Source organism: Microcoleus sp. S13_C3 (genome assembly GCF_036700905.1).
Classification (GTDB): domain Bacteria; phylum Cyanobacteriota; class Cyanobacteriia; order Cyanobacteriales; family Microcoleaceae; genus Microcoleus.
In genome coordinates this window covers 35,763-49,099 of sequence record NZ_JAUBPT010000048.1, presented here as the reverse complement: position 1 = coordinate 49,099, position 13,337 = coordinate 35,763, and the positions used below count along the sequence as shown (strand labels likewise).

Sequence of the window (13,337 nt, the reverse complement as noted above, 5' to 3'; positions counted from 1 at the left end):
GTCCCGCCCGTCCTTTTTGGACGGGCGGGACGCCCATCCCACAAACTTGTGGAAGTTATTTAATTCTCATTCCTTAGATGCGCCTTGGCAGATCGACAAAAAATGCGATCGCCCGCAGAATTTCTCGAAAAAAATCAAAAGGGCGATCGCATTCCCAAAACCAATTACCAATGACCTAATTCCAACGCTTCTTGCGCTGTCGCTGGCTGGCCACCGCCTCCACCAGCCCTAGGCCGAGAAAATTACTCAGCAGCGAGGCATTCCCGTAACTTAGGAAAGGCAGCGGAATGCCCGTAACCGGAGCCAAGCCAATGTTCATCCCAATATTTACGAACACCTGAAAAATCAACATTGACAGTACGCCGATCGCCAGCAAAGAACCAAAATTATCGTTAGCAGTTTGAGCGATCGTCACCAACCGGAAACACATTATCCAGAACACCAACAACACGCAAATGCAGCCAATAAACCCCAATTCTTCGCCAATAGCTGAAAAGATAAAGTCCGTATGCTGTTCGGGAATAAAGTTAAGCTGAGTTTGCGTTCCGTGAAACAAACCCCTGCCTTTGAGTTCCCCTGCCCCAATAGCAATCCGGGATTGAATCAAGTGATATCCGCTGCCTAAAGGGTCTTTCTCGGGGTTTAAAAACCCTGTCAGGCGCATTTTTTGATAATCCTTGAGCACATTCCAAAAAATATGTCCGAGGTGTCCAGAAACAACGTTCACCAACACAGCACCGAAAGTCCCTAACCAGGGCCAAGGCAGGGTTCGCCAAGCGATAATACCCGCAACAACTACCCAAGCTATCCAAATCGGTGTAGACAGGTTATTGAAGAGAACTGAGATGAGAGGAGAGAATAGCAATATTAGCCAGCCGGGATTGACATTACCCCAGTAAAACATCCCCATTGTGATCGCGCCGAACACTAGGGAAGTACCTAAATTTGGTTCGGCAAATATCAATCCCCAAGGTACAGCCATAATCGCCAGCATCCTCAACATATCCCGGACTGTGGGGACACTCTTCTCGTGCAGGAGAGCTGCTAAAGTGACGATCATGCCTACTTTGGCAAATTCTGAGGGTTGCAGGTAGAAGCCGCCGATGTTGATCCACCGCTGGGCACCGAGCCCTGTAGTACCGATAAACCGCACTGCAATCAGCGACAAATTGATTAATATGTAAATCGGCCATTTCCACTCCAGCAGTATTTGGTAGCGGCAGCGGGAAATGATGATGGCGAGGAACAAACCAACTGCCCCAGTTACCCAGTGTCGCCACCAGTCGATCAGTCCCTGGTTGATTTCGACGCTGCGGATCATGATTCCCCCGAAGATGGTGAGGGCGATGCAAGCGGCGAACAGCCAAGGGTCTGCTTCTTCCCAGGGTTTGAAGATTGATTTCCAGCGGTTTCTGACTTGTATTCTCTGCAACATGAGGATTTTAGATTTTAGATTTTAGATTTTAGATTATCGAGCCGATTTTCGGAACTTGTGGATATATTTCGGATTCACAGCCTGCACCTTACTATAGAAGCATCGGTGTGAGTACCTCAGATTATTCGGGGAGTTGTAGGGATGTTCCGGGAACGGAAGAAGGAACGCCTGCGCCGGGTATGTGGATATTCTATTTTTTTCTGGGCGCTTACTTAATTTAGTTCGCGCACGTGGTCAGAAACCGGGTTTTTTTCGATAAGACGCACTGTAACTCGCAGAAACCGCTAAAAACCCGGTTTCTTGGGTTTTGATTCGTAAGCCCTCGAATCGTCAGGCCGGTTCGTAAAGGTACTCGAAGCCGTTCCCATCTGGATCTCTGCCGTAGAAGGATGCAGTACCGTCGCGGTGTTCGTGGATGTGGGTGACGGAAACACCATCGGCTTTGAGTTGTTCGTAGGCGGATTCCATTTCGGTACGATCGTCAAATACAAACCCAAAATGCGGCCCTGCTTGGTCGTAACTCGGACTCAACAGCGCCAATCCGTCCTCTCCTGCTTTCAAATAAGCCCAGTCTGGATCTTTCCAGACTAACTCCATACCCAAGTTGCGGTAGAATTCAGCAGACTTCTCTATGTCTTGCACGCAGACGGCTACGTGTCCCAATCGTTTTAGTTTCATATCTACAAAGTTTATGGTTGTTCTTTCGTTTATTGTATCTATTTTCTGATTTCTTGCTCGATTAATTAGGTATTTTTTCAGTTTTTTTGTCCCGGCTAACTGTACTTTTTCTACTTGTTTGCTAGCGTCCATTTCGCTGAACAGTTGAATGGCGCGGTCAAAATTTTCTTGGGTTTTCTCGATGTTACCAAGTTTTTGTTCTGTTAGTGCTAGTTGATAGCAAGCTTCGGCTCGGTCTAATTTAGCGCTGGTTCGATCGAGTATTTCGATTGCTTCTGGATGGTGCGGCAGGGCTTGGTCATATTCTCCCCGTTCTCGGTACAGATACATTTAACCCGGTAAATCCCGGACTAATCCCGGAATAACCGTGTATGGCAAGACAGAAAAAGCAGCAAGCTCTCCTGTCAAGGAGGTATCTCTCAAAGCTTTCAACAAAATATTGAAAGCGCCATTTTTATCCCTTTCTAGGGTGTGTCCGCATTTTGGACATTTAAAGATTTTAGATCCACCCAAGTTAGTATGGATATGTCCACATTTTGAGCAAGTTTTAGATGTATACTCTTCCGTTACGTCTACTACAACACCACCGTGCTTGGTGGCTTGATGCTTCAACATTTGCTTGAAACGATAATGACTCAATGTAACCATCGCTCTAGCCGTTTTAGTCGCCAACCTACGTTTACCTTTCTTGACCATTTGTTGCGTCTCAAAGGTTGGCAAAAAAATTAACTTGTACTTGCTTGTTAGATATTTGGCAGCTTTTTTATGCAATTCATTGACCAAGTTTTTAATCTTGATCCTGATTGGGGCTGCTGATTTTCGCAGGCAATACCTTAGTCGCTTGAACTCTCTCCCTTTACTTACTCCAATACGGGACATTAATTTGTCTAGATGCCTTGCTAGGCGATAGATACGACCGATATCGTTTTTTCCTATTTCGATGAAGTCACTACCATCAAAACCAGTAAGAAAAGTTCTGACACCCGGATCTAGCGCGACAACCAAATCGCTATTAATTGGTTTCATTACTTGTGCGTCAATCGCATAGCAGATCAACCACTGCCTGTTAATTAAGCTGAGTATTGGTTCGTGCTGCATTACCTCAACGATTGGTTCTGATGCTTGAAAACTTAGTCCTTTGGTAGAATTTGGGTAAAAAGTACCTAACTTCCAGTTAGATGTTTGGAACCGGATAGTTTGAGATGTGTCGAAACGGCTCCTAAACTTTGCCGTTCCTTTGACTTTCTTCGCAGCCTTGTGTGCTTCAAAAGCTTGAAACACTGCCATTTGTCGGGGATTATAAGGCTGCTCTGACACCCACTTGGGAGCCGAGTCCATCACTTTCTTTCTTAAATCGTACTTGCCAATTTTTTCGTCTCTCAGGATAGCAATTGCTTGGTTATAACACCATCTACTTGCTGCAATCCAAGTCCTCCACTTCGCTGCTAGCTTGGTTTCCGGGTAAACTCGAATCTTCTTTGATAGCAGATTTGTATTTTCGCAAACCATAGAGTCGGCAGCTAAAGACGTGGATGATGGCAAGGATATCTTCAACCATTTCTCGTTCTGGAGACAGCTCGTTTCTACTGAGAACCATGAGTTGGCAATTGTTTTGCTCACAGATCCATTTAATGAGATCGCCACCGAACCGGCACAGTCTGTCTTGATGTCCGACCACAACTGCTGAGATATCTCCTGACATGACTTGTCCCAGAAGGGCAAGCAGCGCTTTTCTTTTGAAGTTGAGTCCGCCTCCGATGTCTTTGAAGACTTTGGCTTGCGGGTAGAGGTTTTGGAGGTAGCTGACTTGCCTATCGAGGTCTTCGCGCTGTTTGTAGCTACTGACCCTGGCGTAGATGGCTGTAATTCGGTCGTGTCCGGTTCCGAGAACGCTGTCGATGTCGTAGCGTCGCTGGTTGGATGGAGTTCTGATTGCTGATATTTTGTCGGCAAGTTCCCAGTTTCTAAGGGTTTTGTCTGAGACTTGCAGGATTTTGCAAGCTTCTCGCGGTGTGACATATCTGGTCATCGCTAGGTGGTATTTTTGTTCTCAAACTATAGTACCAGACTTTACCCGGATTTACCAGAACATTCCAGGAAATCATTTACTTTGTGTCAGCAGCGCGGCTGTACCGCTGAGAGTTTTGGCTTTGATGGTGCTGTACTGGTTTTGGTCGGCCTGGGCGATCGCTTGGCGGTACAAGCTCAAAGCTTTCTCTGTCTCTGGCAGGTTGTGATAAGTGGCGGCGAGAAAAACTAATTTGTATCCCGTACCCACCAACTGACTGTTTTCCCGATCGGCATAAAGTTTTTCGGCGATATCTTCCGCCTCTTTTTTGCTCCGACACAGGAGTTGAGGAAAGCTAACCCGACATCGATCGAATAGCTATTACTCCCGATTTAGTCCCGCATTTTTTTCAGCTTGACAAATATCTCCATAGCTGATTATAATTCGCGCGTTTCTATTTGACAAAAACCTATATTAATTGCAGCGTTAATTTTCCAGAATTCGAGATTTGCTTGTTTGCCGTTGTCCGGTTCGCTGTTTTTCGCTATAATCTGCAAATATTTAGGGGCTTTTATTTCTGATATTTAATGGCATTCTCTGGCTTGATTTCTCTCGTTTAAGCTCCGATAATAAATCCCTAAAATACTGTATAAACCGCTCAAATAATAATCAGAAGTGACACGGTTGAGTGTGGAGGGGAAGTTGACAGACAAGCTTCTGACATCCGCACAAATCAAGTCTAGTTTATATTCAGGAGCAAGCAGCTATGTCTATTAACGATGTTGAAACAGCGATCGTAGATGAACAAATTAGCCCTCAAGAATGCGGTCGCGTTCGTTTCCAAAACAGTTGGTGGCCGGCGAAGTGCGATCCTCTTTGAGGGCTTCGCTAACGAGAAATAACTTTGCAACCCGGTGAAGTTGTTGGCGTCGTGAGACTTGACAACATTACTTTGATAGTTGAAGCGTAGTTGGGAAACCATCGGGAGATGGGGAGTTATCGGAGGGTAAAACAAATAAAGTTGCGATCGCGTTTCTATTTCTATACATTTCTCTTCAAAAGGGCGATCGTACTTCTGGCCTCTGTTAATTTCCAGATTCTAGAGTTTTACCTCAACCATAACTCGCCGCTGACAGTCGCCAGTCCGCCAGACCGCCAGGGAATGAATTCCCTGTCTAATAGCTAAAGTCCTCTGAAGAGGACTAATGAGTTTTTCAGTCCTCTTCAGAGGACTTTAGCTTTGAGGCAGGGGTTTCAACCCTTGCCGGACTGCGGGTTTAACCTAGTTGTTGACACGAAGAAGGACACGGCAATGCCGTGTCCCTACTTACGCAAAGCCTATGTGTCATGCTGAGTGAAACGAAGCATCTCACTCGATGCTTCGCCCAAATCCCTAAGTCCTATAGCAATCCTAAATGATTCAGATAAATTTGTAGGGGTAGTGCTACCCCTACTCCCCGTGCCTACCCCCTATCTATAGGGCAACCACGGGGGGATTGCCCCTACAATAATTATGAGAATGATTTAGGATTGCTATATTTTTCATAACGAACTAGAAGATGCCAGAGAAAGATATCCGGGTCGTCATGATCTATCATCTGTTTAAACATGGAAACAAAAGGCTCATAGTCCAAAAACTGCATCTCCAAACTGAGTTGTTGCAATCCCGCTTCTTTAAAGATGCGATTTAACCGCAAGGGAGTGTAATAAATCTGGGCAGTTTGCCACTCAGCATCCCAAACTTTATTGCCGTAGACATCGATATATCCCTCTGTAACACAGTGAGCGTGTTTGCGACTAAAGTAGGCAATTTCTAAAAAGCATAAGGTGGTTGGGAAATATCCGTATATCTTGCCACCTGGCTTGAGAACTTTTCCAAATTCCCGAATCATCTCGCGATTGGTTTTATCCTCACTGGAAACCACGGAATTTGCGAGTAGGACGTAATCAAATTTCTCGTTCCAGTCCGGTTTTTGTTCGGTGATTCGCGTGGAGTCTACTTCCTCAAACACGATTTGCTGGTTGTTGAGTCGGGCATCTCCATCTGCTGTTTTCCAGTGTGCTTGTGCTTTGTCAATGGCTGTTTTGGAAAAATCGGTACAGTAGATTTGTCCAATTTGGGGGCAAAATTCTAGTAAAGTTTTCTGAAGATAAATTTCCGAGCCGCAACCGGGAATTAAGACTTTGATATCAGGCGAGTTGGGAATATCATAGCCGGGAGAACGCTCTGGACGGATTAAGTTTTTGCAGATTTTGGGGTCTTGGGTGATGCTGAAAGCGGTGTTAGTATAATCTTCGTGGTTTTTATCCCAGAGAGCTTTCTCTTCTTCAAGAGATTTCGAGCCTAGGTTAGCAGAAGAGGGAATTAGCCATTTGTAATCATTTGTGCTGGTCATAATTTTTAACTCCAAAATATTCAGTACAGGTCAAATCTGTGTGTCAACCACTAACAACCAAGCTGCCGTTTTCCAGCACGTACATGACATCCGCACGCAAGGCATGGGCCATTTTGTGGGTAATCAAAATCACGGTGCGTTCTTTGGTGATGCGCTCGATGGTGGCGAGGATTTCCGCTTCTGTGGCGGGGTCAAGGGCGGATGTGGCTTCATCCAGAATCAGAATTGCTGGATTTCTTACCAAGGCTCTAGCTAAGGCGATTCTTTGCCGTTGTCCCCCGGATAACTGTCCGCCCCTGTCACCAACGGGTGTGTCGTAGCCTTGGGGTAAGGACAAAATAAAGTTGTGAATCTCGGCGGCTTTGGCTGCGGCTTCGACTTGTTCGTCAGTGGCTTGTAGATAGCCCATGCGGATGTTTTCTCGCACGGAGCAATTAAAGAGAATTACATCCTGAGAAACCAGTCCAATTTGATAGCGGAGGGAGCGTACTGTTGCATGACGTAAATCAATTCCATCAAACAGAATACGTCCTTTATCCGGGTCATAAAATCGCGTCAGCAAGTTGACAATTGTACTTTTGCCTGCTCCACTTTGACCGACAAATACCGCGAAGTCTCCTTGGCGAATCTTTAGGGATAGATTTTTAACTCCTCCTCTATCTTGGGAGTAGCTAAAGGTAACATTGTCAAAGTTAATATCACTGGAAAAGTGAGGTAAATCAATCGCATCTGGTGCATCCTGAATTGCAGGAGTTTCTGATAAGATATCGCTGATGCGTTGCAGCCCTGCTACTCCATCAATAAATGCCGGGATTGACGAAGTTAAGCCAAGAATATTGAGATTCAATCCTAGCATTAAAACTTGAAAGGAGGTAAGAGTTCCTACAGAAATTATATTCCTATAGGTCATCACTGCACCAATACTTAAAACGATAAGCTGCGTCATGACAAAACCAATCATGGGTACTTTCTGCACTAAGTAGGAGAGAAAGGTGGCGCGGACATAAACCTGTTTTAAGTCATTTAAATCGGTGGCAAAATCCTTAGTCATTTGGTTTTCCAGCCCGAATATCTTGACAACGGTTTGCGAGAGGATATTCTCTTCGACGACGCTGGCAATCTGTCCTTCTTTTTGCAGCAACTTATAGCCGACTTCGGTGGCAAGGCTGGCTATTTTTGCTGGAGCAATGGTGCAGAGGGTTAAACCGATTAAACTGAGCAGGGCTAATTGCCAGTTGAGGAAGAAGAGGAAAACCAGAGAAAATAGGAAGTTAGACAGTTCTAAAACAACGACTGTCAGCCCCATTGTAATTACACCATTTTCCACCTTTTGGACATCGGCGATGAGACAATTGACAATATCCCCGGCTGAACGTCGCCCAAAAAACTCCATTGAAAGGCTTTGGAGATGCTCGAATAGAGAGTGTCGGATATTGTTGGTGATTAAAATGCCCAAACGCGCTCCTAGGAAAATTCCTAGCAAACCGATGCAGGCATATAGAATTGCTCCGACAACTAGCAATGACAGGATTAGAACCAGAAGACTATAGTTTTGGGGAACGATGGCGGCATCGATGATAAATTTTAAGCTGGCTCGGAAGACTGAATCGAATGCTGCGTCGAATATCAGGCAGATAAAGAGTAAAATGAATTGCCATTTGTAGGAGGCAATGTATTTGTTGAGGGTTTTAAAGAACCAAATAAGTTCCATGAGTTATGGGAGTTTGTCTACAGGCACGATTTATACTTTGACGTAGCATTTATCCAGGTTTGGATTGGATTCAGTTGCTCTTTTTTTGAGATCGAATGGTCTGCGCTAATCGGCGGAGTGTTTTACTTTGTAGGAATAAAAGGTATCAAGCCTTGTCTTTATCCATAAGACAAGCCTTGACACTTAGTTATACGGTTGTCCACTAGGGAGCGAACTCAAATTTATGAAAGATGATATAGCGACCCTAGCTAGGACTTTAGTAAAGGAGCGGGTGCAGTTTCGATTCGAGAGTGCCACGCCCTTGTGATTTCTGAGTCTGATTAGGCGACGGCCGCTCGCTAGGTTTTGCAACTTGGGAATGCACCTTGTTTTCTTTGAACTAACAGGGATATATGAGTGGTTTATCTTTCTCGACCTCTGAGCTCACGGCGGGGAGGTAGTTGGACACGAGGTAGTGGTTCTCGCCAATGTCGCCCTTCTGCCACAGGTAAGACCACTCCTGCCCAACATGCTGGTACGTGCAATCATAGATATGCGTGGGTGGCAAAACTGGTACTACATCAGCGAGGTTAACTACACGATAGCTGCTGGGTATGAGTTCGTTATAGAAAGAGGCGAAGACAGGATCGCCGATGCGGGGTCCGCCGTAGCTGTACATCTGCACTTGGTCTTTAAGTCCATTTATGTGCACAGCAATATCGGTGGCTGCAAGGACAGCAAGGGCACCACCGAGACTGTGACCCGTCACGTAGCAAGGCTTCAAAGTGTCAAACTGTCTAGCGGCTTCGCGAATTTGTTGGCTGAGTTTATCGTAGATGAATTTGAAACCTAAATGGATTTTACCTCGCTTGTCATCAGACGAATCGTAATCATCTTGCAATGCGCTCAAATTAGTAATCCACTCGTAGAGTGATTGCGTTCCGCGTAAGGTAATAATGTTGTTTGTTTCTGAAGTTAGCGCAAAGCCGAAGTAGACCTCTCGCGAATCATTGACTGGAGATTGCAACTGCAATTGGCTAGAGTTAGAGATTTCTGGTCTTTTGAACGAGGCTATCTGAGTGTAGCCATCAGGTGGCACGATCGAACCATCATACTTAGGATCTTTTTTGCCATACTGTTCTACTGCTAGCTTGAGGCATTTAGTCAGAAGCTTGGAGATTTCACGATTGTATGGAACTTTTGGCATAATAATCAATGTGTTTTTACTGGCTGTTAGCTAAAATTTTTGCAATTGATTTTGAAGGATTACTCAAGATACAACAGTCGAGAAGTTAGGAATCTTCAGTAGGTGTCTCCGTCAAACTAAATGAGGAGACACCTGAAAAATGATTGATGCTAAGCCGAACGCTAAATAGCGCAAGCAAAATCAGCGATTTGCATCAATGTTTCAATGACGGTAGCTATCTTAGATCCATAAACGGGGATTTTTTTGATAAATGGTAGCACCATCGGAATAAATCCCTTGTACTCGTTGTACTTTTTACAGAGTTCCTCCTTGGAACCTTTAAGTAGCTTTTTTGCAGGGATGTCTTCAATTTCAACCAATATTGCCAATGCTTCCAAATCGGATGGTTCGATTTAAAATTCGAGCGTGAGCTTTGCTGACATTGCGATTAAGTCCTTAGATTTACTCTTTGTTTGCTTGATTCTGTACAAGCTTTGTTCTCTACACCATTAAGACGATTCCGGCAGTCAATTTCTGAATTTTTCGAGTTAGGCGCTGTTTTTCCCTAACTCAATCCACCCCATAAAACCCACCTCAAACACGAGAACTCTAATTTCCACCCATTGCACCAGATTTTGTCATTAAGTTGAGGTCAGCAACAAAAAATGTAGGGTAGGCGCTGACGGCAGTGCCTACCCTACATCTTTTTTCAATTAATGATGTTCAATCACTGATGAAATTGAGATCGCAATTGATTTTTGTTCTAGAAGCTACCACGTCTTAGCATTATTTTTCTCCTTTTTGCTAGTTTTATTGGTTGTTTTTGATTGAGTTTTGATCCTCAATCTTGTTCGAGATTAGTCGAGACGAAATTGTATTTTTGTCTCTACACCTATAAGACGAATCCAGAGGTCAATTTCTGAATTTTTCGAGTTAGAGGCTGTTTTTTCCTAACTAAATGCACTCTGAGAGGTTCAGAGCCCCGACTTCCCTAAGAAGTCAAGGCTCTACGCTTTAGCCCGATCGCCCTTTCGCCTCTTACCTTTCAACCGTTTCACAGCCTCCTCAACCTCCCCGCGAAAAGGGTAGAGCAACCGCCGACTCAGCGCACTTCGATACGCCTCCACAGCCTCCGTCACATCCCCCAACCCCAACAACGTTCTCCCTTGCCAGTAACCAGCCATCGCCGGGTCAAACTCCATCAATTCCTGAGCAAACTGACAAGCCTTTTCCAACCATTTCCGACTCGCCACCTCATCCCCCAACACTCCATAACTCTCCCCCAGCCACACCGCAGCAGACACCGATTGCAGATAACCCCCATCTTCCGGTAACAACTGCCATCCTTGCGCCAAAGCCTCCACCGCCTCCCGGTGTTTCCCCGCCAGCGCCAACACCCGCCCATGACCAAACCAAGCATCAGGTAACTGCGGCTCAAGTTGCGTCCCCCGCACAGAGACACTACACCCTCGCTCAATCTCCTGAAAACTTTCCACCAACACCCGCCCCGCCGTCGTCCAAACACTCCAGCGTTGGGGAAAACGATCGAGCATCTCTTCTACTATTGATGTAAGGGTTACTTGACGGTTCGATCCCCCTAAATCCCCCTTAAAAAGGGGGACTTTGAGAGGAGTTTCCCCCGTGAAGTTAGAAGGCTTTACCCCCTCTGGCTCCCCCCTTGTTAAGGGGGGCTGGGGGGGATCGAGAGGAACTGGGGGACGGCGGTTAGATCCCCCTAAATCCCCCTTAAAAAGGGGGACTTTGAGAGGAGTTCCCCCCGTGCAATTAGAAGACTTTGCCTCCTCTAGCTCCCCCCTTTTTAAGGGGGGCTGGGGGGGATCGAGAGTAACAGGGGGAGAGGTTAAAGGCAAAATCTCGCACAACGCCCGATAAATTTCACAATCCTGGGGATACAGACGATAAGCTTTCAGCATCGCCTCAGCCGCTTTCTGATATTCCCCCGTATGGAACAAGCACCGCCCATAGGAATACCAACCCCTAGGATGATTCGGGTGTTCCTCAGTAAACCGTTCCAACATCCCAACCCCGTTAGCGCACTCCCCCCGGAAAACGTGATAATATGCCAGCAACTCGCGGGCATCCGCCGCATCAGGAGCCTGTTGCAGCACAGAACTAATTATCTGTTTAGTCTGTTTGCCCTCCTCACCCGATACCAATCTCATCCGGCAACGAGTATCCGCCAGTCGTTTGAGCGCTCGGGAATCACCCGGAGCCACCTCTAGCACTTTGCTCAACCGCCGCTGCGCTTGGCGCACATTACCCACCGCCTGACTCGCGTCGTAGCTGTCAATCAGCGCTACAATATCATCCGGGTTCAGTGACAAAACCGTATCAAAGGCTCGCAAAGCTGCAACCGCATCCCCTCTGCCCCTTTGCACCTGGCCCAACGCCAGCCAGTGAGCCGCATTATCTGGTTCAAGGGTTGCCGCCGACTCAAAAGCGAGTATCGCGGCTTGAGTGTCATTTCTACAGAGTGCGATCGATCCACTGATATGCTGTCGAGTCGCCTCATTGCGTGCATTGGCCAAGGCACTTTCATAAACCGCTATGGCATCAACCTCTCGTCCCATAAGCTGCAAGAGTTTCCCCAACTGCAACCGCACGCCAATCAATGGTTGCTGCCGATCGATCACTTGGCGATACTCCTCAACCGCCTGCTCAATACGACCCATTGCATACAGCAGATTCGCCAATTCCAACCGTTTCTTCCACCCAGAAGGATACTGCTGCACGTACTCACTTAATGTTTTCAGCTTCTGGTCAATTCGGGCTGGCTTTTCGTCTAAAACTAGGTAAGCATTCAACTCCACCCCAGAGGACTGAGTGAGGGATACCACCCGGAGAGTAGTGTTTCTAGACATATTGCTGTGACTTGATAATTAATTGTCTCGCCAATGTTTTCAGTCATCGGGGCGATCGTTTCATCGAATTGTAGGGGCAATCCCCCCGCGATCGCCCCAGCCGTCGCTGTCCCAACCGAGGCTGCCCCAACCGAGGCTGTCCCAACCGTGGCTGCCCCAGCCGTGGTTGCCCCAACCGTGGCTGTCCCAACCGTGGCTGTCCCAACCGAGGCTGCCCCAGAATCTTGACGGGGTAGGCACGGGGGCACTACCCCTACAGCAAAATCATCCGCGATCGAGGCAACGGCAACGTCCCCCTTTTTAGAGGACTCGGAGGAATCTAACAAAGCATCATCCAACCCTGACAAATACCTGCTCAAACGCTTTTGCAGAATATCTCGTGCCTGTTGGATGCGCTTATAAACGTTATTGAGCGACAGAGCAAGTTGTTGGGCAATATCTTGATAGGCAATCTGGTGGCAGTAACGCAGGATAAACGGATTGCGTAATCGAGAAGGAAGAGTATCAATAGCGCGGCGAATGTACTGTCCCAACTCATGATGTAGAAGTGCCTCTTCAGGAGAGTTCAAACCAGAAATAAATGCTGAATTTCCTGTAGCAGCTACTTCTTCAATATCCTCCATCTGCATTGCTTTCCGGCGACGTTCTCGTTGTATATCTATACATAGATTATGGGTTAAGCGAGTGATCCAAGCTCGGAGGTTGGTGATTTTTTCGGCATAGTCTGGCAATTTGTCCCAAGCTTTGAGCATGGCGCGACTGAGCACCTCTTCAGCATCAGTAGCATTCCCCTCCATCCACCTGAGACAGCAACGGTAAAGATAATCTCGGTTCTGCTGCCATAGCTGCCAAAATGCTTTCTCTATATCTTCAGGACAATACCGAATGTCTGTTGCAATAACGGATTGAGAATTTGACATGATTTTAAAAGTGGTGAAAGATAAATGTGAAGGAACCTTCCTCTGTTCCTTTTTTCGTTGCACCCCAATCCCGCAAACATCTAGCTCAGTGTGGTCTGAGTATTTATGCGGATAAAGATTGGATTCAGTTGCTCTTTTTTTG

At 46.4% G+C, this 13,337-nt stretch carries 14 protein-coding genes; 3 read left to right on the top strand and 11 right to left on the bottom strand.

Annotated features, from left to right (window positions below; genetic code table 11):
- Window positions 1-232, top strand: a 232-nt coding sequence (locus QUA16_RS15300; RefSeq protein WP_333181205.1) for a hypothetical protein, incomplete at its 5' end; no start/stop codon positions are given.
- Here the strand turns inward: QUA16_RS15300 and rodA are convergent.
- The 5 genes from rodA to QUA16_RS15275 all read right to left on the bottom strand — a co-directional run bounded on the left by rodA (window position 176) and on the right by QUA16_RS15275 (window position 4,391).
- Entirely contained in the window at window positions 176-1,435 is a 1,260-nt protein-coding gene (gene rodA / locus QUA16_RS15295) for a rod shape-determining protein RodA (RefSeq protein ID WP_333102995.1), read from the bottom strand. The genes QUA16_RS15300 and rodA overlap by 57 nt on opposite strands.
- Window positions 1,436-1,765: 330 nt before the next feature.
- A complete protein-coding gene (locus QUA16_RS15290; RefSeq protein ID WP_333103068.1) occupies window positions 1,766-2,113 on the bottom strand; it encodes a VOC family protein in 348 nt (115 codons plus the stop codon).
- 330 nt (window positions 2,114-2,443) lie between these two features.
- Window positions 2,444-3,622 carry a transposase gene (locus QUA16_RS15285; RefSeq protein WP_333102996.1) on the bottom strand — a complete coding sequence of 393 codons (1,179 nt, stop codon included), beginning with the start codon at window positions 3,620-3,622 and terminating at the stop codon, window positions 2,444-2,446.
- Complete coding sequence (locus QUA16_RS15280) at window positions 3,525-4,142, bottom strand: IS607 family transposase (protein WP_333102997.1); 618 nt, start codon at window positions 4,140-4,142, stop codon at window positions 3,525-3,527. The genes QUA16_RS15285 and QUA16_RS15280 overlap by 98 nt, the downstream gene beginning before the upstream one ends.
- A gap of 72 nt (window positions 4,143-4,214) precedes the next feature.
- Complete coding sequence (locus QUA16_RS15275; RefSeq protein WP_333181204.1) at window positions 4,215-4,391, bottom strand: hypothetical protein; 177 nt, start codon at window positions 4,389-4,391, stop codon at window positions 4,215-4,217.
- 496 nt (window positions 4,392-4,887) lie between these two features.
- On the opposite strand from QUA16_RS15275, the gene QUA16_RS36925 reads away from it, so the two are divergent.
- Both QUA16_RS36925 and QUA16_RS15270 read left to right on the top strand, forming a co-directional pair.
- Window positions 4,888-5,001 (top strand): NfeD family protein, encoded by a 114-nt coding sequence (locus QUA16_RS36925; RefSeq protein ID WP_445252021.1) that lies wholly within the window; start codon window positions 4,888-4,890, stop codon window positions 4,999-5,001.
- Window positions 5,002-5,109: 108 nt separating this feature from the next.
- Entirely contained in the window at window positions 5,110-5,307 is a 198-nt protein-coding gene (locus tag QUA16_RS15270) for a hypothetical protein (protein ID WP_333181202.1), read from the top strand.
- A gap of 325 nt (window positions 5,308-5,632) precedes the next feature.
- Here QUA16_RS15270 and QUA16_RS15265 read toward each other — a convergent pair whose 3' ends face one another.
- The 6 genes from QUA16_RS15265 to QUA16_RS15240 all read right to left on the bottom strand — a co-directional run bounded on the left by QUA16_RS15265 (window position 5,633) and on the right by QUA16_RS15240 (window position 13,195).
- Window positions 5,633-6,517 (bottom strand): class I SAM-dependent methyltransferase, encoded by an 885-nt coding sequence (locus QUA16_RS15265; RefSeq protein ID WP_333102999.1) that lies wholly within the window; start codon window positions 6,515-6,517, stop codon window positions 5,633-5,635.
- Between the two features lie 43 nt (window positions 6,518-6,560).
- The gene (locus QUA16_RS15260) at window positions 6,561-8,228 is read right to left on the bottom strand and encodes an ABC transporter ATP-binding protein (protein ID WP_333103000.1); all 1,668 of its coding nucleotides are present in this window, start codon (window positions 8,226-8,228) and stop codon (window positions 6,561-6,563) included.
- Between the two features lie 379 nt (window positions 8,229-8,607).
- Complete coding sequence (locus QUA16_RS15255) at window positions 8,608-9,414, bottom strand: lipase family protein (RefSeq protein WP_333103001.1); 807 nt, start codon at window positions 9,412-9,414, stop codon at window positions 8,608-8,610.
- A gap of 161 nt (window positions 9,415-9,575) precedes the next feature.
- Window positions 9,576-9,791, bottom strand: coding sequence for a hypothetical protein (locus QUA16_RS15250; protein WP_333103002.1), 216 nt, complete (start codon window positions 9,789-9,791; stop codon window positions 9,576-9,578).
- 609 nt (window positions 9,792-10,400) lie between these two features.
- Complete coding sequence (locus QUA16_RS15245; protein ID WP_333103003.1) at window positions 10,401-12,275, bottom strand: tetratricopeptide repeat protein; 1,875 nt, start codon at window positions 12,273-12,275, stop codon at window positions 10,401-10,403.
- Window positions 12,215-13,195, bottom strand: coding sequence for a sigma-70 family RNA polymerase sigma factor (locus tag QUA16_RS15240; RefSeq protein WP_333103004.1), 981 nt, complete (start codon window positions 13,193-13,195; stop codon window positions 12,215-12,217). The genes QUA16_RS15245 and QUA16_RS15240 overlap by 61 nt, the downstream gene beginning before the upstream one ends.
- Window positions 13,196-13,337 lie beyond the last annotated feature (142 nt).